Origin of the sequence: [Scytonema hofmanni] UTEX 2349, assembly GCF_000582685.1 — a bacterium.
Classification (GTDB): Bacteria; Cyanobacteriota; Cyanobacteriia; order Cyanobacteriales; family Nostocaceae; genus Hassallia; species Hassallia hofmanni.
This window is the reverse complement of the sequence record NZ_KK073768.1, coordinates 4,216,190-4,240,746: the sequence shown is the minus strand read 5'-3', so window position 1 is coordinate 4,240,746 and position 24,557 is coordinate 4,216,190. Positions and strand designations below refer to the sequence as shown.

The following is a 24,557-nucleotide window of genomic DNA, read 5'->3' as shown; positions in this document are numbered from 1 at the left end:
CATCCAACTTTAGACATATAAATGGATTTTGTCAAATGCATAACGCTTCTATATACGCTGATCCCTATAAATAAAGCCTTGAGATTAAGTACTTTCCAGTCATTTTAACTTTTTTTCCTGTGACATCAGACATCAGCTTTTAGGATAAGTAGTATTTGCAGTAAAAAGTGAAAATTAAGAAATAACTGTATTGTTAGTTACAAAAAGATTTATCTTAATATTTGCTTAAGGATTTGTCGTGGTGATTTAGGGTGTGTAGAGACGCGATACCTTTGGATCTCTACAATGAATGATTGACAAAACAGAGATAATGTCAGTAGATCACAAACTTTATTACTAGGCTTGCCATAATAAGGAATTAAGTTTAAATCAATAGCTAACTTTAGGTGTCCGTTTTTAATTCCTCTCGGAACTCGACTTTTTAAAGCTTGATTAATTTGTCTCTCTAAATCTTCAAAATCATTAATTTTGTTGAGATGATATCTAATATCATTTCCAGATGGAATTTTCTTCAATGTTTTAGCTGTATTCTCAATAGTATCCCCATTGCTTGCTGCTCTCACTAAAATCTCAAATAAAGTTTTTTGATCACATACACCTTGAGTTTTTATAGAGAAATTTTCTGCGAAACACTCAATAACTTCGTCTAGAGTTTCTGTCTCTGTTATAGCCAGTTGTTCTAAAATTCCATAATTAAACAAATTTTAAATGCATAAAAACAGATATATTGTGTGAAAAATTAATAAAGTAACTGTCAAGAATTGTATTAACAATATTAAAAAATTGTTATCTTCTGTTAAAATATTTAATTCATCTGTCTAGCTAGGGAAATATTTTAATAATCTTTATGGAGGAATTAAACCTAAAATTTGCCGATTTATTTGCAGGTATTGGAGGTTTTAGATTGGCTTTTGAAAAAGCCAACTATAAATGTGTATTTTCCTGTGAGATTAACGAAGCTTGTCAACAGGTTTATTCTAATAATTTTGGAGAAAAACCTGTACATGACATCAGAAAAATTGATATACAAAAGCTTCCTTACTTTGATGTATTGACAGCTGGTTTTCCTTGTCAACCTTTTAGTATTTGTGGACGAAAAAAAGGGTTTCATGACACTAGAGGAACTCTATTTTTTCATATTTGCGAAATCATTGAGCATATTAGTCCTCCTGTAGTTATCCTTGAAAATGTTAAGCATATATTACATCATGATAAAGGTAGAACATTAGAAGTAATATTATATTCTTTGGAAGATATGGGTTATGTAGTTAATTACGAGATACTTAATTCTAAAGATTTTGGGCTACCACAAAATCGAGAAAGAGTAGTATTTGTTGCGACGAAAAAGAGAAAATTTGATTTTGGACTACTCAAAAAAACTTATCCGTTTCCTACTCTTAGAGAATTTTTGTGTACTTCAGAAGAATTTGAATACTTAAATCCTCAAGAATACACAATGATAGATAATCCAAAACAACAAGATTCTGGTCTGATTTTTGTAGGATATCGTAATAAAAATATTTGGAAAACAGGTATTAGACCAAACACAGAACATTTATCTAGGGTTCATCATCAACCAAATAGAATCTATTCTATAGAAGGTGTACATCCAACAATACCTTCTCAAGAAACTTCCGGTAGATTTTTTATTTACATACCAGAAGAAAATTCAGTTCGGAAGTTAACGATTAGAGAGTGCTATAAAATCATGGGGTTTCCTGATAATTTCAAAACCCATAGTAATTTATCGGAGTGTTATAAGCAAATAGGTAATTCAGTTGCTATCCCAGTAATGTATGAACTTGCTAATCAAATAAAAAAACAAGTTTTTTTAGATCAAGATATGGCTTGTGAAACAAATAATATTAAAGATAATTTTTAGTTTGAGCAACCTATTCAACTAGAAATACCTTTTATTTTAAGATTGATCATGTCTATCACGGATTTTATTGATGGTTATTCTCAATTAATAGAGTCTGATAATGAAATACAAAAAATTCACAAGGAGAAATGGAATGAAATTTTAGGTAGATTAATCATTGAGGAATGAAATAAACCAAGATTCTTCAAGCTGGATTAAAATAATCATAAATCTCTTGCGCTAAACGCGGACCAATTCCGGAAACCTCAGCTAGTTGTGCAGGTGTCGCTTGCCGGATATAATCAACAGAGCGAAAATGCGCTAAAAGCTGCTTTTGTCGATGGTGTCCCAAACCGGGAATTTCATCTAAACGCGATCGCTTTAATTTGTCACTGCGTTGCTGACGATGAAAACTAACTGCAAATCTATGCGCTTCATCCCGCAAGCGTCGTAACAACTGCACTCCTGCTTGTTCAGCTTCAGTTTGCAATGGTGCAGATTCTCCCGGAAGAAAAATCTCCTCTCGCTGCTTTGCTAAACTGACGACTCGCAAATCATCTAACAAATTCATCTCTTGCAAAACAGCGACAACTGAAGATAATTGACCTTTACCGCCATCAATCATAATTAAATCAGGAAAATCTGGATTCCCCTGTCTTAATAACTCCGGATCTTCACCATACTTCCGAAAGCGACGCTGAATAACTTCAGCTAAACTCGCAAAATCATCTGAATGTCCGGCAGTAACTGTGGGATTTTTGATTTTGTAGTGACGATAATGCTGGTTAGCGCTAATTCCATCGATAAACACGACTTGGGAAGCTACTGCATTTGAACCTTGAATGTGTGAGATGTCGTAACCTTCGATGCGATGAGGTAAATCGGGTAAATCGAGAATCGCGGTTAAATCTTGCATAGCTTGGTGATTGCGATCGCCCAATTTTTGCATTCTTTGCAATTCATACTGAGCATTTCGCTCAACCATCTCAATTAATTCTGCCTTAGTTTGCCGCTGCGGAGCCAAAATTGTGACTTTTCGTTGTTTGCGCTGACTTAAAACATCCGCTAATATGTCCCCATCTGGTAACTCGTGCTGTACCAAAATCTCTGCAGGAATTTCCACAGCGTCAGCAGTTTGATAATGTTCTTCCAACACTCGTTGTAAAATAGCTCCAGGTTCAGCGTGAGTATCGGCAACGAAACCCAAACGTCCGACAAGTTGCCCAGCACGAATTTGAAATAATTGAATACAAGCGTGTTTATCATCGCCCGCCAGAGCGATCGCATCCCGCGAAACGGTATCATCCGGTAAGGCAACTTTTTGATTTGAAGAAAGCGACTTCAACCCATTGATTTGGTCACGAATTCTTGCCGCAGACTCAAAATTGAGCGCTTCTGCCGATTTCTGCATCTGAGTAGTCAAAATATCAATCAGTTCTTGACTTCGACCTTGAAAAACCATCGCCACTTTTTGCACAGTTTTGCGGTATTCTTCTGGTGAAATCAGCTTTTGACAAACACCCGGACAGCGACCTAAATCGTAATTTAGACAAGGACGATCTTTAAAAAGTGGTTGGGGTCGTTGTTTGAGTGCGAAGATGCGCTTAGATATACGTAATATTTCTCGTAATAGATGAGAATCAGTATAAGGTCCGTAAAACTTATCTTTTTCTTTACCGCTTTTACGTTTGCGAGTGATGAAAATACGCGGATATTCTTCAGACCAAGTAATGCATACATAAGGATATTTTTTATCATCCTTTAGGAGTACATTAAAGTATGGCTGGTGCTGCTTGATTAAGTTTGCTTCTAGTGCTAAAGCTTCAGCTTCAGTATCGGTGACGATAAATTCAATTTCCGTCACCTGTTTTACCATTGTTGCGATGCGTTCGCTTAATCTTTGGGAATCGCGGAAATATGAACGAACACGCGATCGCAATTTTCGCGATTTCCCTATATAGATTATGCGATCGCTCCCGTCGCGCATGAAATAAACCCCAGGTTCCGGGGGAATTTCCACTAGACGGTTTTCCAGACGTTCTGGATCTTTAAGCAGCGGTACTATTTGAGCAGATGTTGTCACAACTATTAAGTAGTTTCACAAATATACCATCTCTATTTTAATAAAAATTCATCTAAAATTATCGATTATTATATATATAGGACTCATAAAGCTTTGTCTAGTTATGGATAGAAATTAGTTAACAGTTCCAACCCCTTAGCCTATTTTCATCTTTTGGTGCTGGGTGACAAACAAACTAGCGATCGCTATTAGCCCTAATATTGTCGAGGGTTCTGGTATCCTTCTTTTAGGGGGGGACGGTGGTGCTTTCCAAGTATTAGTATATGTAAGCGTTTCTTTGGTTTTAAACTTTGTATCCCCAACGTAATATTTATAGTAAGTTGTGCCGTCAATTGTCTCATTTGACACTTCACTAGCTTGAATAATTTCTTCTATATTGCTTTCTGCTTTTTGCAGCAATTGCGAAGCTTGATTACCAGTTGTATATTTACCAGCCAAAAATTCTTGTTTATCGAGATAGTATGGTCGAACTTGGTTTAAGTTAAACTCATCTGTAGCTTCGTTATTAGTAGGTTTTGTTTGAGTCCAAGGTAGTTCCAAATTCAAGCTGGGATGATTCTCAGGCAGTGGATTTACTGAAGGATTTCTGATGAATTTGTCAGTTTTAAATGAGAAAGCTGACGCTGGGGTAGCAGCGATCGTCAATCCAAAAACGGCGACAAAAATCGCCATGAATTCTGCCTGTACTAGCCACGGTGCTAGGCAAAATTGGCACGGAACCATTTTTAACGTTGAATTTTGAGAGAAGTTTGAGCCTCTGCTTTTGGCGCTCATAACCTTGGTAATTTTAAATTGCTTAGTTACTGTCATATACGTCCTTGACTTTTGAAGCTACGATTTTAGCTCAACACGGACTAAATATACTTTTTTATAGTAAATTTTAGTATTACGTCCTATGTAATGTTATCTGTAGTTTCACTGAAAAATGCAGGTAGTCAAGGCGGAAACAATAAATTTATCGTTAATTAGAGATGAAGAGTTGATAAATTGCTTACAGAGGAGGGGAAAAGGTTAAAGGCATGGAGTTATTTAAAATCAGTAAAAATGCTTAAAATTACTTCTTCCTTTCCCCCTTCCCCCTTCCCCTTTCCCCCTCTTTTTCATAGAAACTTAGCTATTCTCTCCACAGCCGTGGTTAATATAGTTGGCTCATGCACTAAAGCAAAGCGAACATATCCTTCCCCAAATTTACCAAACCCTGCACCAGGGGAAGCCGCAACACCAGTTTGTTCGACTAACTCAGTACAAAATTGGATAGAATTTTGACTCCAATGTGTCGGCAACTTTGCCCAAATATACATTGTTGCTTGGGGAGTAGGAACTTGCCAACCAATGCGATGTAAAGCGCTCACTATCGCATCTCGACGTTGTTTGAAGGTAGCAACAGCAGCATTTACCCCAGCTTGAGGACCAGTGAGAGCAGCGATCGCCCCATTCAAAATTCCCCGATACTGATTAAAATCTACAGCTGCTTTTACCTGACGTAAAGCATGAATCAACTCAGCATTACCAATAGCGTAGCCAATACGAAAGCCACCCATATTATATGACTTGGACAAAGTGAAAAACTCAATTGAGACGCTTTTATCTGGGTCAGCTTGGAAAATTGAAGGAGCGAGGGGGGAGGAGGGGGAGATGGGGAGAGGGGGAGAGGGGGGGATGGGGAGAGCGGGGGATGGGGGAGATGAGGAAGATGAGGAAGATATTGCTCCCTTATCTCCCTTATCTCCCTTATCTCCCTTATCTCCCTTGTCCCCTTGTCCGTCCCCAGTCTCCTCAAACACTAAATCTACGTAGGGGAAATCATGAACGAGAACGAGATTATGTTGTTGACAAAATGCTACAGCTTCTTGAAAGAAAGATAATGGCGCGATCGCACTGGTAGGATTGTGAGGATAGCTCAATACCATCATCCGCGACTGTGCCAAAACAGGCGCGGGAATCTCGCTAAATACTGGTAAAAAATTGTTTTCTTCCCGGAGTGGCATCGGGTAGATTTGACCGCTGGCTAAGTACACTCCGCCTGCATGAGAAGGATAGCCCGGATCGAGCAATAAAGCAAAATCTCCAGGATTCAGCACTGCTAGAGGGAAATGTGCCGTCCCTTCTTGAGAACCAATGAGGGGTAACACTTCCATTTCTGGGTCAACTTTAATACCGAATTTTTGCTCGTACCAATTAGCTGCGGCTTGACGAAACGCTTGAGTGCCGTTAAACAGCAAGTAGCCGTGAGTACTTGGATCGTGTAAAGATTGAGCGATCGCCTCAATTACGTGCGCTTCGGTTGGTAAATCAGAAGACCCCAGCGACAAATCTATCAACTGTTGCCCAGCAGCCTTAGCTTTGGTTTTGGCTATGTCCATCTCTGCAAATACATTGAATTGCAGGGGTTGTAAACGTTTCGCAAACTGCATTTTATTTAGAAGTCAGGAGGAGCAAAATTAATTGTAGAGACGTTCCGACGGAACGTCTGTACTTGGGTAGAGACGTTCCGACGGAACGTCTTTAGGGGGAGTTAGAGAACTTTGGACTAATTATTGTTTAAATGAGTATCCAGGAAGCTGAGTAATTTATCTTTACTGATGGCTCCCTCACTGGAAGCTAAGATAGTGTTTCCTTGAAATAGTCGGAGGGCGGGTACACCTTCAACCTGATATTCTTTAACAGTCAGTGGATTAGGATCTACTTCCATTTTGACAATTTTCAGGCGATCGCTGTATATATCGGCAGTTGAGTTGATTACGGGTGACATCAATCTACAAGGTCCGCACCAAGAAGCCCAAAAGTAAACCAATACCGGCTGTTCGGCTTTCAAAACTTCGGTTTCAAACTCAGCATCAGTTATAGTGCTTACACCCTTATTCATTGCAGTCTCCATCCGGTGGCACGATTTATATTGGCACACAAAATACTCTATCTCAAAGTCGTCAATTTAGTCCGCGTAGGCGGACTTTGTTTATGTAGCCGCGATTTTAATCGTCGGGGCTTAATTGACCATTGACCAAATCATTTTGACGCGAAATCCCACGACCAAAAGGCGTGGGATAGTTGAAGTGAAGATTTTTCTGATAATGTTACATTTGATCCAATTGTTTTTTTAGCGATTCCAACTCGGCATCAACCACTTCCGGTCGCTGATTAGTTTTAGGAGTGTTAGTTTCTTGTGGCAATAAAGGTTGATTTGGTGGACTAGCTGGTGCCAGCGACGCTTTCAAAGCTGCCAATTCATCGTCAACATCGCTACCAGATTCCAATTTGGCAAATTGGCTTTCTAAATCAGCACCTGCTAACTCTCCTGCTGACTGAGCGCGAGCTTCTTGCATCAAGACTTTTTCTTCCATCCGCTCAAAAGCTGACATTGCGCTGCTGCTATTCATACCGCGCACCATGCCTTGAAGTTGCTCTTGAGCTTTGGCAGTGGTGATTCGCGCTTTGAGCATTTCTTTCTTGGTTTTTGCCTCAGAAATTTTGCTCTCTAGCTGCATTAAGTTGCGCTTGATAGTTTCCACCTGAATAACTTGCTGATCCAGGCTGGTTTTAAGAGCAGTGCCGGTGTCCGTGTAAGTCTTTTTCCGCTCTAGTGCTTGACGTGCAAGGTTTTCATCACCTTTTTGCAGCGCTAGCTGGGCATTACGTTGCCACTTATTTATTTCATTTTGGGCATCATTATACTGTTTTTCTGTACGTTTTTGAGCAGCAATTGTCTGGGCGACTCCCTGACGTAGCTGTACCAAGTCTTCCTGCATTTCCAGGATGGCTTGTTCGAGCATTTTTTCTGGATCTTCGGCTTTACTTACCAGGTCATTAAGGTTAGCACCTACTACTCGTCTAATGCGATCAAATAATCCCATAACTTTGTTTTTCCTTTTGCGATTTACGCGCTTTGAACGGATACGAAGGCTTTTCTACTATTTAATAGCTACCTATTTCAATTTAATCTTTTCGCTTTAGATTGGTAGCTTCACACAACCCTTAATTTCTAAGATATGCTTTAGTTTTCCTTAATTGCCCAATGTTTACGGTTCGTGATTTTTAAGTATTTACACTCTCAGAATTTAAATTATTGCCTTTATGTGGTATAATGTCTGCGCCACTTAAAGGCTGCACTTTCATCGCTGCGAGTTCCCCATCAATAGTGTTGTTAGATTCACTCTTAGTAAATTGAGAAACCAAGTCATCGCTGTCGAGTTGAGCTATTGCTTCGGATTTGGCTTCGAGTTGCAAAACTTTTTCTTCCATCCGTTCAAAAGCGTTTAAGCTGCTAGTGGTAGATGAACTGCTCAACATTTCCTGAAGCCGGTAAGAAGCTTCAGCAGAACGAGCGCGAGCGATGTACATATCTTTTTTAGTTTTCGCCTCCAATATTTTAAATTCTAGCGATCGCATATCTTGTTTCATTTTAACTATCAAACTATTTTGCTGCTTTATCTGCAAAGCCAGAGCATCATGTGTTTCTTGATAGGCACGACGTTTGGTAAGAGCTTCCCTAGCTAAAGGTTCATTATTGGCTTGTAGCGCCAATTGAGCGCGACGATACCATTCCTCTACTGTTGACTTAGCCTGAGCGGTTTGTCGTTCGGTACGTTTTTGAGTTGCTACTGCCTGTGCTACTGCTTGTCGCAATTGCACCAAATTAGTTTGCATCTCCATAACAGCTTGCTCCAGAATCTTTTCTGGATCTGACCCACTGCTCATCATACTATTGAAATTAGCGCGAATCACCCGTTGGATACGCTTCATCATTTCCATTTCGGCTCTCCATTCACTTTTTGCTCGCAGTGTCAACAGCTAGGGATTAAGTAGATGTTTTTTTATGGTATCGTAGATTTTCGCTCCTTAAGGTTGCTCCACCCGCGCTTTAATTCCTTTAGCCTGTAGTAGTTGCATTTGTTGTTTTACTTGCTCTTTGGTTTTCAGCGCACCCAGATAAATGAATTTTCCATCAGCTGATAAATAAGCATCGGGAATTACTTCCCGTGCAGAGGCGAAAGTGCGATCGCCTTGATTTTCTATGACAAGATGATAAAATCCATCTTTTGACGGTTTCACTTCTGAAAGCGGTTTTTCGGGCTTTGGCGAAGTTGTTGCCTTTGGTGTCGGCAAAGGTTGCGCTTTTTGTATTGGCGCTATAGGGGGATTTGCCGGAATTATTACCGCCACAGGGCTGGGTATTGGTGTAGGAGTCGGTTTCGGTTTGGGTGTTAAGCCAACTACGTCATTAGGATTGTTCACCTCTGGAAATTCATCGGTGGCAAGATTTGGATACTTAGGTATGGGGGTAGTCGGTGTTTCTGGTTTTGCTTTCTGAGTATTTTTAATATTAGTTGTCGATGCCGTTGGTGGCGAATTTGACACAGACTTTCCACCAAAGCCAAGCAGAGACAAGCTTTTCGGATTAAAAAGTACGTATCCCAAGGTGAGACTCGCTAGTAATAGTAATAACATTGAGCCAATCCCCAAAGGTGATAAAAGACTATCGCTGTTACTTGGCTTTCTTTTTGGCGGTTGTTCTTCTGTCAAACTTCGCAGCAGTGCTTCAGATGATTCTAAGTAATCGTCTGGCTGCTTGGGGGTGTCATCTGATGGGGTATTTTCGGTTTGATCGGATTTGACAACCGTAGGCACAATACTGCCATTTTCCTCTGAAGGTGTATCTGTTTTATCTATAACCTCAACCTTGGGAGGTTTTGGCAACTCAGTATTTACCGTTGTCGCCGCTGGCATTTCCTGAGGAGTTTCAGCTTCAACAGATGCGGACGGGATATTCGGTTGAAGAACGGTCTGCTTTTCTTGTACTAAAGAAGTTAAATTTGATATCGGTTTTTTGGACGCGATGCTTGCGGCAAGAACTCCGCTCAACCCAGTAATGGCAGTCTGCTGGAATTGATTGGTGTTACTACTGGCACGGTTTTGGTTAGGTGTGTTGTATCCGGTTCGTGTACGTCGATAGCGGGCTAACTCTTGATCTAGTTGCACTTCTAAACAAGCTAATGCTGCTGCTAGTTGTGGCTTCAACCCAGGTGTTTTCGACGATTGAGTACCCAAATGTCGGAGGTTTTGACTCATAGCCTGTCTGCCTCAAAAGTAGATTACTGGATTAACTTAAAATACATGTGTGCCAATCCTAACGAAAATTCCCAGAATAGATTGATGCTTTTTGTAGCAAGCTAAAATTTTTACTCAAGGTTTACGCAAAATGTCTTTGAAATCAGTTAATGATATTTTAAGTCTTCCGGAAATTCAGATATTACTGCACCAGCAGCCATTTCCCCGCTTGCTCAAGTGTTGGTCTCAAGTGGTAGGAAATGCGATCGCATTTCATACTCAACCATTGTCGATTCAGCGCGATGTCTTGCGGGTGGCAACTTCTAGCGCAGCTTGGGCACAAAATTTGACTTTCGAGCGTCAGCGACTGCTTGTCAAGTTGAATGAAAAACTACCCGATCCTTTAGTAGATATTCGCTTCTCTACTGCTGGTTGGAAGCGTCCCCAAGATAAAGCAAACCAGCAAAAAACCCTTTTGCCGTCTGAACATCCTAGTTACCTTGGTGATGAGACAAACGTCAAGCCTCAGGTGCTACCAATAAGCAAAAATGCGAATGCTGCTTTTGAAAATTGGAAAATGGCTATGGTCATGCGATCGCATAATTTACCTGTTTGTCCTCAATGTCAATCTCCCACCCCACCAGGCGAAATTCAGCGCTGGGGTGTCTGTTCTATCTGTGCTACTAAGCAGTTTTCTAGTAGTTTTTGAAGACAATAAAAAAAGATATACGTAGCAATTGTAAATACCGCCCATTTACAGCACGAAGAGTGCTGATACCATTTATGTAAAGACGTTCCGCCGGAACGTCTCTACGACGGTAGGTATGTTTTTATTACTATTAATTAAACGGACGTGAGTTATATCACAATACGCTTGGTGTTAAGGATTTTTGGTACTGATTTTTGACCTGTAGAGACGCGATCGGACGAAGTCTCTACACTCGGATTTTAGGCTTAACACCAAGCGTATTGAATTATATCATGAAAACTTTTTCTTCTTTTTTCCCTTTCCCCCTCTTTCTATAAGTATTCCTACAGGAATACTTGTAGAAAATTTCTCCTCATTTCCCCCTAAATTTCTGCAAACTATGTTATGTGACATTTTTTGAAGTTAATTTAACACCCTGACCAAATCGAAAATATAAGGCTTAACCTTGATCCCTAATAGCTTTGAGCCTGATATTGCTATATTTACGGTAGTTGAATTATTGCCAAATATGACACAAATATAAAAATTTCCTAAAGTTAATTATTTCATCGGGATCGCTAGAACATATACAGAATAATAGATTTATGGCTTCAATAGGTATTTATATGTAGAGCAGAATTGAAAACAGAAATCAGCCCTAACGGGATTTAATATAAACCCAGATGAAACCCATTAAAGTCTTGACTTCTGCCTGTCGATATTGTCGTCATTACAAACCGGAAGGACGCCGTGGCGGACTTTGCCAACAGTTGGGAGCGCCAGTTCTTGCAAGTTGGAAGGCTTGTTCTTTCGCGCTCCCACCGTTTGCACCTAGCTGGGAAAGTTTGGAAGATGTTTGGAGTTTGCCCGGTGCAACACCAGTTTTGGCTTCTAGTTCTTTAGGTTCTAGTTTAGATAAAATTCCAGTTGCTTCTGTTTCTCAAACAGCCGTCTGTACATCTGAACAGACAGAAGCTCAGGCAGTTTTAATTTAAGGGCTGATTATTACCAAAGTTTTCAAATTACTCTGCCCAAAAGAAATTTGGTTATAATATTTTTCAATTTGTAAAGAAACTTCACATTTTCAAAAATCGCACCTTTGCTTAAAGATGCGATTTTTGAGCTTTTAAGGTAGCCAGGGAAAGTCCCGAAAATTTGGGGGACGCTTTTCGAGAAAAGCTTGTTTGCCTTCAGAACCTTCTTGGGTCATGTAATAAAGTAAAGTGGCATTACCTGCGAGTTCTTGCAAACCAGCTTGTCCATCACAATCAGCGTTAAATGCAGCTTTGAGACAGCGAATAGCGATCGGACTTTTTTCTAATATTTCTTGTGCCCACTGAATTCCTTCTGCCTCTAGTTGTTCTATTGGAACAACACAATTAACTAAACCCATTTCCTCGGCTTGTTGTGCAGTATATTGGCGACAGAGAAACCAAATTTCTCGCGCTTTTTTTTGTCCGACAATGCGAGCGAGATAACTTGCGCCAAAACCACCATCAAAACTGCCGACTTTGGGACCTGTTTGTCCGAAAATGGCGTTATCGGCAGCGATGGTGAGATCGCAAATTAAGTGTAAAACGTGTCCACCACCGATCGCATATCCAGCCACCAAAGCAATTACTACTTTCGGCATCGAACGAATCAGGCGTTGTAAATCCAGCACATTCAAACGGGGTACACCATCATCATCTACATAACCGGCGTGTCCTCGCACACTTTGATCGCCGCCAGCACAAAAAGCGTATTTCCCATCTGTGTGGGGTCCTGCACCAGTAAATAGTACAACACCAATAGTAGTATCTTCACGGGCATCAGAAAAAGCGTCGTAAAGTTCAAAAACGGTTTTCGGACGAAAAGCATTGCGTTTGTGGGGACGATTGATGGTGATTTTGGCGATACCGTCAGTTTTGTGGTAAAGAATATCTTCGTAGGTTTTGGCAGTTTCCCAGTTGATTTGCATAGCTGTGGAGTGCGTTGTGCTTGAGAATTTTATCGCAGTTGCTAGCACAAGCGATCGCTTAAATGCAAGGAGCCATGAAGAAATGTTCGCGATTATACAAAGTTGCCGGAGGCGATCGCACTCTTACACACAGAACGCAGAGAAATAAGAGTTTGAGAGAGTTTTTACGCTCATTCCTGCTTCTTATAAGCTTGCCCATTTCGGTTGTAAACTACATTTACAACACAGTTCAAAAGGGTAGAGAACATTGGAAAAACTCTTAAGAGTTTCTAGAATTATTGATGCTTGCAACGATCGCATTGGTAAAATGACTAGCTGGCTGGTGCTAGTCATGGTCATACTTGGGGTATGGAATGTTGTTGGGCGATACTTGGGACGAATTATCGGCAGCAATCTTACCTCTAATGCTTACATCGAAGCGCAATGGTATATATTTGATTTAGTTTTTTTGTTAGGAGCGGCTTACACGCTCAAACATAACGAACACGTGCGCGTTGATATTTTTTACAATAATTGGCAGCCTAAGCGTAAGGCAGTTGCAGATTTGCTGGGAACGATATTTTTTTTGATTCCCTTCTGCATCATGGTAATTATTTTTTCTTGGGATAGTATCATTGCTTCGTGGCAAATTCTGGAAACGTCGCCTGATCCGGGTGGATTGCCGCGTTACCCGATTAAAGCCATGATTATCGTCGCCTGTGTATTGTTGATTTTTCAGGGAATTTCTGAGGCAATCAAAAATTTGGCAATTATTCAAGGCAGACTAGAAACTCAGGAGGAACACCATGACGCTGGCTTATGAATGGCTTGGTCCACTGATGTTTGCGGGTGCTTTGGTGCTGCTGTCGCTGGGGTATCCGGTAGCTTTTTCGCTTGGTGGTGTGGCGATTTTATTTGGGCTAGTAGGAATTGGACTAGGCATATTTGACCCAATATTTATGACTGCGATGCCACAGCGAATTTTTGGCATCATGGCAAATTATACCTTGCTAGCTATCCCTTACTTCATCTTTATGGGGGCAATGCTGGAGAAATCCGGCATAGCTGAGAGGCTGTTAGAAACGATGGGGATTTTGTTGGGGCGTTTGCGTGGCGGACTTGCGTTAGCTGTGGTGCTGGTGGGAGCGCTATTAGCTGCGACAACTGGTGTAGTGGCAGCAACGGTGGTGGCAATGGGTTTAATTTCCTTGCCGATTATGCTGCGCTATGGCTACAACAAAGAATTAGCGACTGGTGTAATTGCTGCATCAGGAACTTTGGGACAAATCATTCCGCCGAGTGTGGTATTGGTGGTACTGGGGGATCAGTTGGGTGTATCGGTGGGCGATTTGTTCATCGGTTCGGTGATTCCTGGTTTGATGATGGCGGGAGCGTTTGCGGCTCATGTGCTGATTGTGTCATTTTTGAAACCAGATGTAGCACCTGCTTTGCCAGCCGAGGTGAGAGAAATCGGTGCTAAAGCTTTGGGAAAGCGAGTCTTTCAGGTGATGCTGCCGCCTTTGGTGTTGATTTCGCTGGTTTTAGGTAGTATCTTTTTTGGCATTGCAACACCCACAGAAGCGGGTGCGGTGGGTTGTGCCGGTGCGATCGCTCTTGCTGCTGCCAACCGTCAACTCACTTTAGAATCGTTACGTCAGGTTTGTGATGCGACTTTGCGAATCACCAGCATGGTGATTTTTATTCTCTTCGGTTCCACCGCTTTTAGTTTAGTTTTCCGGGGACTGAATGGCGATCAATTTATGTTTGATGTCCTCTCAAATCTTCCAGGTGGCAAAGTCGGCTTTTTAATTGTCAGCATGGCAGCGGTATTTTTCCTTGGCTTCTTTATCGACTTTTTCGAGATTGCCTTTATTGTTATCCCTTTATTTGTCCCAGTCGCCCAGCAATTAGGAATAGATTTAGTTTGGTACGGTGTCGTCTTGGGAGCAAATTTGCAAACCTCTTTTCTCACCCCTCCTTTTGGTTTTGCTTTATTCTATTTGCGGGGCGTCGCACCAAAAGAAGTCACCACAACTGATATTTATCGCGGTGTCATACCCTTTATTTTGCTTCAGCTGTTGGTTGTAGTTTTAATTATTGCTTTCCCCGGAATAGTGAGTTTTTTACCCTCTTTGGGGGGATGAGCAGAGTGGGGGGGCAGGGGGAGTAGGGGGAGCAGGGGGAGCAGGGGGAGCAAAATAATAATTCTTTTTTCGCAATGCCCCATGCCCATTGCCCAATGCCCATTGCCCAATGCCCATTGCCCCATGCCCATTGCCCATTGCCCCATGCCCATTGCCCAATCCCCAATCCCCAATCCCCAATCAACTGTTACTAGATGTAACAAAATTGGCAAAGCTCAATTCATTAACGCGGTTCCAGTTGTAAATCTTCTTGCGAAAGTCTTTCCACTGTTCGTAAACTTGTTTAAAAGTAGCGTCTTTACTCGCATTTTCATCAAATAGCGCAAAGGTAGCTTTCTGTGCTGCTTGGAGAATATCTTGGCTGTAGGGCGTTAACTTGGTACCACCTGCAACTAATCTTGAAAGTGCTGCGCCATTTAAAGCATCGTATTGAGCAAGCATATTTAAGTTAGCTTCAAAAGTCGCTACTTTGAAAATTTCTTGATATTCTTTGGGCAAGCGGTTCCAAGCGTTACGGTTAACTAATATATCTAAGGTTGGTCCGGGTTCCCACCAGCCTGGGTAATAGTAAAATTTTGCTGCTTTGTTTAAACCGAGTTTCTCGTCATCGTAAGGACCAACCCACTCAGCAGCATCAATGGCACCTCGATCTAATGCTAAATAAATTTCGCCTCCTGGTAAAACTTGCACGTTTACCCCCAAACGAGACATTACTTGCCCCCCCAATCCGGGAATCCGCATTTTTAAGCCATTGAGGTCAGAAACTGACTTAATTTCCTTTTTGAACCAGCCACCCATCTGCGCCCCAGTATTACCACCGGGAAAGTTAATTACGTTGAAGTTGGCATAAATTTTCTGTGTGACTTCTAATCCACCGCCGTGATAATACCAAGCATTCTGCTGTTGGGCATTCAAGCCGAAGGGAACGGAGGTAGCGAAAGCTAATGCGGGACTTTTACCAATATAATAATAGCCGGCTGTGTGACCGCATTCTATAGTTCCGGCTTGGACGGCATCAAGTACTTGCAATCCTGGCACTAATTCACCGGCGGCAAATGCTGTGATGTTGAAACGTCCGCCGGTCATCTCCTTGACACGCTTGGCGACAGTTTCCGCACCAGCGAAAATACCTAAAGACTTGGGCCAACTTGTTGCCATTCGCCACCTGACATTTGGCTGTCCGGTTTTTACACCTGGGGCAGTGCCTGTCCGGGTACAGGAAACGAGTGTAGTAGTTGCTGTAGCGATCGCAGCTGTAGTAATAATTTCTCGGCGTTTCATAATTTTGCTAATTTAAATAGAAAATCTTGTTTGATTCAGTTTTAGTATTTTAAAGCCCATTTACTCGGAAAATATGGAATTTTTCGGAGTTATAAAACACAATCACTACAAATAATTCCATTTGTTAAGATTATTTGCGAATTACTGGTCATCGGTACTGTAGTCAAGGTAATTAACAATCGGGTACTTTCGGTAAAAAGCATAAATATATGAATTCTCAGCAGTTAGATCCAGCAGTTGTTTCAGCGATCGCAGACTTTGAAAAATCCAATGTACCCGGTGTTTGGGTAACTTTAGATAAAAACCAAGTACTTGCGGACATGCGATCGCGTGTTAGCGATCCATTTCAAGTTAACCAAGGTGGACAACCGTTTTGCGGACCCGCGTCTATTTTGTTTGAACTGATTCGCAAACAACCATTGCGTTATGTGCAAATTTGCCGCAGTATATTTGAAACTGGTGGTTTTCAAGGACAGACTACACGCATTAAAGCATCGCAAACACTTGTTAAAAGTCGAGGGAGACTGCGATTAAGTCAAGCCGATTGGATGGTTTTAGCAACACTAAGAGAAGCAGAAAACTTTATTTTTAACATTGAAATAGAATCGCCAGATATTATCCGGAATTTGTCTGGGATGACAAAATCTTGGGAGATGAAAGGCTGGACGCGAGAAGTATTAGGTTATCGTCAAGTCAAGTATATTCATACATATTTATTTGGAGAATACGAAGCTTTGACTGAAGCATCAGCTATTATCGATTCTGGGGGTGTAGCGTTTGGTTTGATTACTGCCGCAGGTTTGCTTGGCGGCAAAAAGCCTTTTTTACCTTACCCAAATCACTGGATTACGTTATTAGGAAATATCTCATTTAAAGGTGGTTCGTGGCTTGACCAAGAAAGCGGACGTGTCAGCTTGGATATTTATTCTTGGGCAAAAAAATTTCACATTGACCTTGATGAAAGACCTTTTGAGGATTATTTCTGGGGAGTTGTTATGGGTTCGATGTGATTAGACATCTGGTAGAAAATACCTAGAGACGTTCCACCGGAACGTCTTTACAAGGGTTTCAGTTAACGTATAATTAATTTTTACCACATGTCTAATAGACATCTCCAGAAAAGATGTAGAGACGTAGCACTTGGTAGTCTCTACGTATGACTCTGGAGATATCTAATGCATATTCAAGGATAGGTGGCTATGTCTGCAATCGAAGAGTCACCGCAGACAAAGAATTTATCTGTTCACGAAGGAAGAAGGAAGAAGTACCCACGTTTAAAAACGTGGGATTGTAATAAGGACGTTTTATAATACCGGAAGTTTAGAAGGTACATGCGTAAAACCCAAAACTCTGTAAAGACGTTCCAGCGGAACGTCTCTACGTATATTTAATGACAACGCAATCCGCTGTATATGTACCAAAAAATAAAATTATTTGCTAGAAGAAAAAACACACATAATCTTTAAAAACAACACTTAAGTATTTTTTCTTAGTAAAAATCACCATTAGCATCTTTGCTTTTAGAGAAGAGGGTGCAAAAATCAACTTATAGATAGATTACATACAGCCACAGGATATACACGCCTATAAAGTTAGCAAACAAATAAAGTTTTTAACACAATTTTTTAGTGCAAATATTTGCATCGCTTTTATTCTTTTCGTTGTTTATATCAACTAGAAGGCAGAAAGCAAAATTTTGCTTATGTATGCTTTCTATAAAGTTGGCATTTTACGTTTAACTGTTCTACTTATATCCGGGAAAATATATGCGCGATCGCCAGAGTATTAAACAAGGCAAATTTCAACTTTCGACAAGAGCAAAAATTATGTTCTTTGCTGTGTTTGTGACCGTATTACCGACTTCTGGCTTTTGTATAGCTTCGCTAATACTCTCATTCTATAACGTAGATTCCACATTTAGTAGCGTGAACCACCCAACATCGATTCCTTGGCTGAGTGAACAATCTCAATGTGAGCATACCCGTAGAACTTGGCGTGATAACAAATGTTGGGATTATGAACACAATCCTATGTTTTAATGAGTAAACCAAAAAGTTTTTTAGAAGCCTTGCTGCATAAATATTTCAGATGTCATAGAGACTTATTCCTTTAGCTCCGCACCTGAAAAATTGGAGAAAGCTTGGTCTAAATATTTCGCTAATTGAATATCTCGATCAGAAATTTTATGATCGATATCCCAGGTAGTTAGATAGACTCTAAGTGTACACCAAATGTTCTCCCAGCGAGGGTGATGGAGTTGAATATCGCACCCAGGTGCAACTTGATGCATGAATTCAATTGCTCCAAGGAATGTTTTGAAGTTGTACTGACGAAAAAGTTCAATGCGCTCTTTGGTTGGATCTTCAGGTAGTTGGCTAACAACTTTTTTCCATTTACATAAGCTATGGCTAAGAGCAATTTGAATATACTCCTCACTAATTGGCTGTGGTTTTTCTGGTGGAGGAGTTGGATAAACGCTTAAGAAACTATTTTGGACTGAGGAGTTGTTGTTAGAGCCGTTTTGATTTTTTGTAAAAAGAACAGGAATGAAATGTCCGGGAATACCTTCGAGTTGAATCGTATTGCATCCTAATTTATAAGCAAATTCAATTGTTTCCCCAGCACCTACAGCTGCGTAGAAACCCACAGCAAATTCAATGGCAGCACGATCCCCAATGGCTTGATTCATGCCGATTACGTAGGGAATATGTTGAGCGATCGCACGAGCTTGGAACTCTGCATAGCAAGCATTCAGAACTACACACTCTACTCCTCGCTGAAAGAAAAGTTCAAATAGGTTGGCTAATGCTTCAGAACTAACTAATTTTTCTTGTCCCGCTGCATCTTCAAAGACTAAGCCATCCTCCCCAGCTCCATGACCACTAAAGTGTACAATCTGGGGCTTGAAGTCCAACATTGCCTGCTGAATATCTCTTGGTTTAGTTGCACCACGGGAGTTGATGGGAACCTTACCATATCCTGCAAGACGTAATCGCATCTTAATTTCCTCTTCCTCCTCCTGTAAGCGTAGGCTCTTTGTGCGCTTAGGGTTCGCAGACAGTAGCAAGATTGATTTGAGAGTAGTATCGGTATTCATAGCGAATATATATGTAATTTGCGTTGTGATTAAATATACATAGAGACGTTCCGCCGGAACGTCTCTACAGAGTTTTGGGTTTTAGGCATGTACCTCCTCTAAGTTAAACATTAATAATCACAGATATTTCGGAAATATAAATATTTTCTCATTAAATAATATCAAATTAATTTTTAGTGATGTTTAATAAAAATAAGATGCACCCAAGTAATCAATTAATGCGATTGTTATTTAGACAGTTTGCCGCCAATGCATTGGTGTTTCAACATTATCAGGTAGACGAGTTGTGCGATCGCCCAATGCTCCTCTAATCTGCTGTGGGTCTAAATTTTTCACACCTGTCAAAATTGCCCCTTCTAATTTGACATCGCAAAGATTTGCCCCATAAAGGTTTGCCCCCATCAAGTTTGCCTCACAAAGGTTAGCTTCATGAAGGATTGCTCTTTGCAAATTGGCTCCCATCAAATTTGCTCTATATAAATCAACTTCTATCAAACTTGCTCCAGACAAATTAGCAAACAATACCTCTGTTTGTTGCAGTTTGGCGGCATTCAAATTTGCGTTCCGAAGATTGGCTCCATTCAAGTTTGCTTGTTGTAAGTTCGCTCCAATCAAACCAGCACCCTGCAAGTTAGCTTTACCAAATTTTGCTTGTTGCAAGTTGGCTAAAAACAACTTTGCACCAGAAAGGTTGGCAAGTTTTAAAGTTGCTTGTTGCAAGTTGGCTTTATAAAGGTTGGCGTCGGTGAGATTTGCCGCACGCAAACTTGCACCAGAGAGGTTAGCTCCACGCAAGTTTGCTCCACAAAGCTTAACTTTATTCAGATTAGCTCCGTTCATGTTTGCCCCACTCAAGTTGCATGATTGCAAGTTGGCTTCATACAAAATTGAACCACAGAGTTGAGCTTTTTCCAGGTCTGCACCACAGAGATCGGCTGATCGCAAGTCTGCACCACAAAGGTCAGATCCACTCAAGTCTGCTCCGGCAAAATCTACTCCACGCAGGTCTGCACGTCTGATGTGAGTATTGCGTAAATCAATTTTCTGATTTACCGGGTCTTTTCGTGAATCGCGTCTACCGATGACTGTTAAAGCCACTTGAATATCTGTAGGAATGCGGGGTGATTCTTCCAACCAGTTGGGGTCGTCGGGATGTTCGCGATGGTTGACGCGGGTGTGTCTGCCAAAACGAGGTTCAGAATCTTCCTCGGTTTGTTGCGGTTGTGAGACCTGGATCGGAGCATTCTCGCGCACAAAAGCTGAGAGAATTTCTATGATTGTCCAGTGTTCTTTAGGAAAATCTTGAGCAACTCGTTCTAAAGCGTAAATTGCACCTGTCCGGGTTGATACTTTGTCATGTCCAAGCTGTTCAATTGCTGCGATAAAGCGTTCAGCAATTAACCTGTCTTGATTGAGTTTGTTATTTTCAATGCCGAGTTCGATGTTTCTTTGAGATGCGATCGCACTATTTTCTAAAGCTTCTGTACGCTTTGCTCCATAATAAGCATTAATCATTCCTGCTAGCCCTAAAAAAACTATTGCAGAAGTTGTTAATGTTTGATTTCTATTCTCTATTTCTTGCTGCGTTGACACTTTCTCATGATGAGAAAATGCCAATAAAATTAGAGTTAATGAAACAGTAAATATAACCGATACGGCTATCAACCAACTCAAAAGCGTGTCTGTCTTCTTAGCAGACATAGCAAAAGTCTTCCTCACATTTTAGAATGATTATTGGCAAAAACAATATAGCATTTATCTCCAAATTGCAATATGTGCCCCAAGTCTTAATTATTCTTACTTTTACAATTGGTAGATTGGTTTAGATGAAATATGAGCGTAGATGCTTTACAGACGTACAAAACTCACTTTTACTGCGTCCGATTTCATCTGCTGAAAATCTAGATATTTGGCTTCTTGGATGTCTGTTTAATACAGGTTAGCATCCCGGAAGTTTGCCCGATCCAGTTTTGCACCACTGAGATTTGTGTAATGTAAATTAGCTAGAAACAAATTAGCTCGATGTAAATTGGCTTGATGCAAATTTGCTCCACAGAGGTTTGCCGCATTGAGAATTGCTCCTGCTAAGTTAGCACCACTGAGATTTGCTTCAGCCAGGTTAGATGCACTTAGGATTGTACCACTTAAGTTAGCACTTTTGAGATTTGCCCCTGCCAGGTTAACCTGATATAGATTCGCTCCTGCTAAGTTAGCACCATTAAGGTTTACCCCCCGCATATCCGTATAGCTCAAATCAAGTAGCTGATTTTCCGGATCTTTTTTGACATCTCTCCTCGCAATCACTGTTAGAGCTGCTTGAATATCTGTACGAATTTTGGTTTTTAAGTTGCTGTTTGATTTCTCTTGGGGTATGTAAGGAGCATTATTTCGCACAAAAATCGCGAGCATTTCCATGATTTCCCAGTGTTGTAGTGGATCGTTCTTGGCGATTTGCTCGATTTTATAGATTGCATCCAGATTAGTTACTATGTTTTTACCTCCCACTTCCATTAATTACTATCCCTCAAGCTTAATTTGAGCAACTTATGTTGATTTTGGGCGATTCTATTTTGGTTGACAAGCTTCTAAAGGAGGAATTTTACTGTTAGGCTGTTTTTAGTAGAATCTTAACTTTGTGCTATTCAATACGTATTATTCTTTACTTTCAATACACCAAATCTTTATATAGCAGTTTTTCATAATTTATATATACTATAGCAATCATAGATGATTTATGAAAATTCACGGTGTTCAGATTCCCGACTTCTTTAAGAAGTCGGGAATCTAACTTTTCAGCACTGCTATACTTTTTCCGCAAAAGTTAATATTTTTTTAATTTATATACATAAATAATAATTAAAGTCTAGAAAAATAGATTTTTAGAAAATTTATCTGTAATTTTTAATTCCTCAAGGGATTTACCAAATGCAACAAAATACACAATCAATTGTAAAAGACTTAGTGCTGATTGGTGGCGGTCATAGCCATGCGATCGCACTTTTGATGTTTGGGATGAAACCTTTACCAGGAGTACGGTTAACCTTGATTACCGAAGCTTCAGATACACCCTACTCTGGAATGCTACCTGGACACATTGCCGGATTTTACACTCATGATGAATGTCACATCGATTTGCAACGTTTAGCTCAATTTGCTCAAACACAATTATACATCGATAAAGCAGTGGGTCTTGACTTAAAAAATAATAAAGTTTTTTGTGCTAACCGTCCACCTGTAACTTTTGATGTGCTGTCAATTGATATTGGTAGCACTCCTGCTACTCTATCTGTATCAGGTGCAGAATATGCAATTCCGGCTAAACCTGTAGCGCAACTATTAGAACATTGGTATCAGTTACTTGAGGATGTCGCTGAAAATCCCGAAAAATTAATCAGGATTGGAGTAGTAGGTGGTGGTGCCGGCGGTGTAGAATTGGCGCTATCAATGCAAGCTCATTTACTAGCTATTAAAAAGCGGGAAAAGAATTTTTCTCAGTTGGAAATTCATTTATTTCAGCGTGACGCGGAACTGATGCCTCATTATCATCCATCGGTGCGCCGGTTAGTTACACAACTTTTGATTAAGCGGGGGATGCAACTGCATTTGGGGGAAAGTGTGTGTCAAGTTGTACCTAATAACTTTAGTTCTATAGAGAAAGATGAATTAAATATCATATGTGAATCTGGGTTGAAAGTGAAATGCGATCGCTTGTTTTGGGTAACTCAAGCATCAGCACCACAGTGGTTAAAAACAACAGAATTAGCAACCGATGAGCTAGGCTTTATTCTCGTTGATGACACATTGCGATCGCTAACACATCCACACATATTTGCTACTGGTGATATTGCCACTATGGTAAATCATCCGCGTCCGAAAGCTGGTGTATTTGCAGTTAGGCAAGGTAAACCTTTATTTGAGAACTTGCAGCGAATTTTATTAGGAAAATCACCACTACCTTACAAACCACAGAAACAATATTTAAGTTTAATTGGTACTGGGGATAAACGTGCGATCGCTACACGAGGTTTTTTCACTTTGCCACCGCATAAATTATTGTGGCGTCTCAAAGACTGGATTGATCGCCGATTTATGCAACGCTTTAGCGAGGGACTAGGGACTGGGGACTAGCGGGACTCCCCATTTTATTTTCACATTGCTAATCATTGGTTGCATTTTTTACTACATTGCGTTTCCTATTTGTAGGTTTGTTGATACTACTTCAATATTGGGAACAATAAGAAAGCCATTGATTTTTATCGAGTATTTATGCCTACAAAATTAACCGCTGAGACTTTGATAGCACTTTCTGTGCCAGAGCGGAAAGCACTCATTTCTCAGCAAGCATCAACAATTGATATTACTAACATAGACCTTTTCTTTTACCACTGTAGTGTATTTAGGAGTGACAAAATTGATAAAAGGTAAACTAATCTCTATTTCACTTTTTACAGGAGCTTTTGGTTTAGACCTTGGCATAGAACAGGCAGGATTTCATACTGTAAGTGTGGTAGAAAATGATTCTGATGCCACAAAAACAATAGCTCTTAATCGACCACACCTCAAAGAAATTGCTGTACCAAGGGATATAACGAAAGTAGAAGCTCAAGAGTTACTGTGCGAGGGAGGACGTATTTTAGATATTGGCAGGACTTTACAACCTGGGGAAGTAGATTTAATAATTGGTGGTCCACCTTGTCAACCTTTTAGTACAGCAGGGTTACGTGGTTCAGTGATGGACCCTCGCGGCAGTTTGTTTATGGACTTTATCCGCATAGTTAGAGAAATTCAGCCACGTTTCTTTGTTATGGAAAACGTGAGAGGATTGCTATCTGCTCCTATCCGACATAGACCGATAGACATGCGTAAAGGACAACCATTGGAATTAGATGAAATGCGTGGTGCTGCTCTTTCGGTTGTGTTGGCTGAAATGAAAGCGCTTGGATACAACGTGGTTTACAACCTCTTAGAAGCAGCAGATTATGGTGTTCCACAAAATAGACAGCGCGTTATATTTATTGGTTCTAGAGATAATGAAGCTTTCACATTTCCTCTAGCTACTCATAGCGAAGATGGGATCAATTTACCGAAATGGCGTACTCTTAGAGATGCTATATTCGAGTTAGTTGACTTGCAGCCACAGTTTATTCCTTACTCTGAAAAACGTCTGAAGTATCTTAGACTTTTAAAAGAAGGGCAAAATTGGAAATATTTACCTGAAGAATTAAAGCGTGAAGCTATGGGAGGAGCGTACAACTCAGGAGGAGGTAAAGTTGGTTTTTACAGACGTTTATCTTGGGATAAACCCTCTCCTACGGGAGCAACGCGATTTGGTGAGGTGGGGCAAAAAAGGTGCGATCGCTAAAAATCTTCTTCAGTACAAATTAACTATTGACTACCCATTAATCAGTATTAGTACTTA

At 40.6% G+C, this 24,557-nt stretch carries 19 protein-coding genes and 2 pseudogenes; 8 read left to right on the top strand and 13 right to left on the bottom strand.

Going from position 1 to position 24,557, the window contains the following annotated elements; genetic code table 11:
• Window positions 1-329: 329 nt before the first annotated feature.
• Window positions 330-686 (bottom strand): annotated as a pseudogene (locus tag TOL9009_RS40325) (ISH3 family transposase); the annotation flags it as partial.
• Between the two features lie 161 nt (window positions 687-847).
• Here TOL9009_RS40325 and TOL9009_RS40320 point away from each other — a divergent pair.
• Window positions 848-1,882, top strand: coding sequence for a DNA cytosine methyltransferase (locus tag TOL9009_RS40320; RefSeq protein WP_051503013.1), 1,035 nt, complete (start codon window positions 848-850; stop codon window positions 1,880-1,882).
• A gap of 184 nt (window positions 1,883-2,066) precedes the next feature.
• On the opposite strand, the gene uvrC is transcribed toward TOL9009_RS40320, so the two are convergent.
• The 7 genes from uvrC to TOL9009_RS0124005 all read right to left on the bottom strand — a co-directional run bounded on the left by uvrC (window position 2,067) and on the right by TOL9009_RS0124005 (window position 10,010).
• The gene (gene uvrC / locus TOL9009_RS0124035; protein ID WP_029635269.1) at window positions 2,067-3,944 is read right to left on the bottom strand and encodes an excinuclease ABC subunit UvrC; all 1,878 of its coding nucleotides are present in this window, start codon (window positions 3,942-3,944) and stop codon (window positions 2,067-2,069) included.
• 135 nt (window positions 3,945-4,079) lie between these two features.
• Window positions 4,080-4,616, bottom strand: coding sequence for a PEP-CTERM sorting domain-containing protein (locus TOL9009_RS0124030; protein ID WP_029635267.1), 537 nt, complete (start codon window positions 4,614-4,616; stop codon window positions 4,080-4,082).
• A 428-nt stretch (window positions 4,617-5,044) separates the two neighbouring features.
• A complete protein-coding gene (locus TOL9009_RS0124025; protein WP_029635265.1) occupies window positions 5,045-6,358 on the bottom strand; it encodes an LL-diaminopimelate aminotransferase in 1,314 nt (437 codons plus the stop codon).
• A 116-nt stretch (window positions 6,359-6,474) separates the two neighbouring features.
• Window positions 6,475-6,810, bottom strand: a complete 336-nt coding sequence (locus TOL9009_RS0124020) for a thioredoxin family protein (protein ID WP_029635263.1) — start codon at window positions 6,808-6,810, stop codon at window positions 6,475-6,477.
• A 208-nt stretch (window positions 6,811-7,018) separates the two neighbouring features.
• Window positions 7,019-7,795, bottom strand: coding sequence for a PspA/IM30 family protein (locus tag TOL9009_RS0124015; protein WP_029635261.1), 777 nt, complete (start codon window positions 7,793-7,795; stop codon window positions 7,019-7,021).
• Window positions 7,796-7,976: 181 nt separating this feature from the next.
• A complete protein-coding gene (locus TOL9009_RS40315) occupies window positions 7,977-8,693 on the bottom strand; it encodes a PspA/IM30 family protein (protein ID WP_038296558.1) in 717 nt (238 codons plus the stop codon).
• 87 nt (window positions 8,694-8,780) lie between these two features.
• Entirely contained in the window at window positions 8,781-10,010 is a 1,230-nt protein-coding gene (locus TOL9009_RS0124005; RefSeq protein ID WP_029635259.1) for a hypothetical protein, read from the bottom strand.
• Between the two features lie 130 nt (window positions 10,011-10,140).
• Between TOL9009_RS0124005 and TOL9009_RS0124000 the strand changes: the two genes are divergently transcribed.
• Both TOL9009_RS0124000 and TOL9009_RS0123995 read left to right on the top strand, forming a co-directional pair.
• Window positions 10,141-10,698 carry a DUF721 domain-containing protein gene (locus TOL9009_RS0124000; protein ID WP_029635257.1) on the top strand — a complete coding sequence of 186 codons (558 nt, stop codon included), beginning with the start codon at window positions 10,141-10,143 and terminating at the stop codon, window positions 10,696-10,698.
• Window positions 10,699-11,360: 662 nt separating this feature from the next.
• Window positions 11,361-11,672, top strand: a complete 312-nt coding sequence (locus tag TOL9009_RS0123995) for a hypothetical protein (RefSeq protein WP_029635255.1) — start codon at window positions 11,361-11,363, stop codon at window positions 11,670-11,672.
• 131 nt (window positions 11,673-11,803) lie between these two features.
• Here TOL9009_RS0123995 and menB read toward each other — a convergent pair whose 3' ends face one another.
• Window positions 11,804-12,637 (bottom strand): 1,4-dihydroxy-2-naphthoyl-CoA synthase, encoded by an 834-nt coding sequence (gene menB / locus TOL9009_RS0123990; RefSeq protein ID WP_029635253.1) that lies wholly within the window; start codon window positions 12,635-12,637, stop codon window positions 11,804-11,806.
• A 247-nt stretch (window positions 12,638-12,884) separates the two neighbouring features.
• Between menB and TOL9009_RS0123985 the strand changes: the two genes are divergently transcribed.
• Window positions 12,885-13,439: a TRAP transporter small permease subunit gene (locus TOL9009_RS0123985; protein ID WP_029635251.1), complete on the top strand. Its 555-nt coding sequence runs from the start codon at window positions 12,885-12,887 to the stop codon at window positions 13,437-13,439.
• A complete protein-coding gene (locus tag TOL9009_RS0123980; protein ID WP_029635249.1) occupies window positions 13,423-14,760 on the top strand; it encodes a TRAP transporter large permease in 1,338 nt (445 codons plus the stop codon). The genes TOL9009_RS0123985 and TOL9009_RS0123980 overlap by 17 nt, the downstream gene beginning before the upstream one ends.
• Before the next feature lie 180 nt (window positions 14,761-14,940).
• On the opposite strand, the gene TOL9009_RS0123970 is transcribed toward TOL9009_RS0123980, so the two are convergent.
• Window positions 14,941-16,041: a TRAP transporter substrate-binding protein gene (locus tag TOL9009_RS0123970; RefSeq protein WP_029635247.1), complete on the bottom strand. Its 1,101-nt coding sequence runs from the start codon at window positions 16,039-16,041 to the stop codon at window positions 14,941-14,943.
• A 209-nt stretch (window positions 16,042-16,250) separates the two neighbouring features.
• Here TOL9009_RS0123970 and TOL9009_RS0123965 point away from each other — a divergent pair, with 209 nt between their 5' ends.
• Window positions 16,251-17,051 (top strand): hypothetical protein, encoded by an 801-nt coding sequence (locus tag TOL9009_RS0123965; RefSeq protein WP_029635246.1) that lies wholly within the window; start codon window positions 16,251-16,253, stop codon window positions 17,049-17,051.
• Between the two features lie 1,091 nt (window positions 17,052-18,142).
• Here TOL9009_RS0123965 and TOL9009_RS49620 read toward each other — a convergent pair.
• From TOL9009_RS49620 to TOL9009_RS40300, 3 genes are all read right to left on the bottom strand, one after another.
• Window positions 18,143-19,138: a 4a-hydroxytetrahydrobiopterin dehydratase gene (locus TOL9009_RS49620; protein WP_063628700.1), complete on the bottom strand. Its 996-nt coding sequence runs from the start codon at window positions 19,136-19,138 to the stop codon at window positions 18,143-18,145.
• Between the two features lie 231 nt (window positions 19,139-19,369).
• Window positions 19,370-20,839: a pentapeptide repeat-containing protein gene (locus TOL9009_RS0123955; protein ID WP_029635244.1), complete on the bottom strand. Its 1,470-nt coding sequence runs from the start codon at window positions 20,837-20,839 to the stop codon at window positions 19,370-19,372.
• A 228-nt stretch (window positions 20,840-21,067) separates the two neighbouring features.
• The gene (locus tag TOL9009_RS40300; protein ID WP_051503012.1) at window positions 21,068-21,649 is read right to left on the bottom strand and encodes a pentapeptide repeat-containing protein; all 582 of its coding nucleotides are present in this window, start codon (window positions 21,647-21,649) and stop codon (window positions 21,068-21,070) included.
• Window positions 21,650-22,063: 414 nt separating this feature from the next.
• Between TOL9009_RS40300 and TOL9009_RS0123945 the strand changes: the two genes are divergently transcribed.
• Window positions 22,064-23,266: an FAD-dependent oxidoreductase gene (locus TOL9009_RS0123945; RefSeq protein WP_029635243.1), complete on the top strand. Its 1,203-nt coding sequence runs from the start codon at window positions 22,064-22,066 to the stop codon at window positions 23,264-23,266.
• Between the two features lie 283 nt (window positions 23,267-23,549).
• Window positions 23,550-24,461, top strand: a pseudogene (locus tag TOL9009_RS40295) (DNA cytosine methyltransferase); the annotation flags it as partial.
• Window positions 24,462-24,557 lie beyond the last annotated feature (96 nt).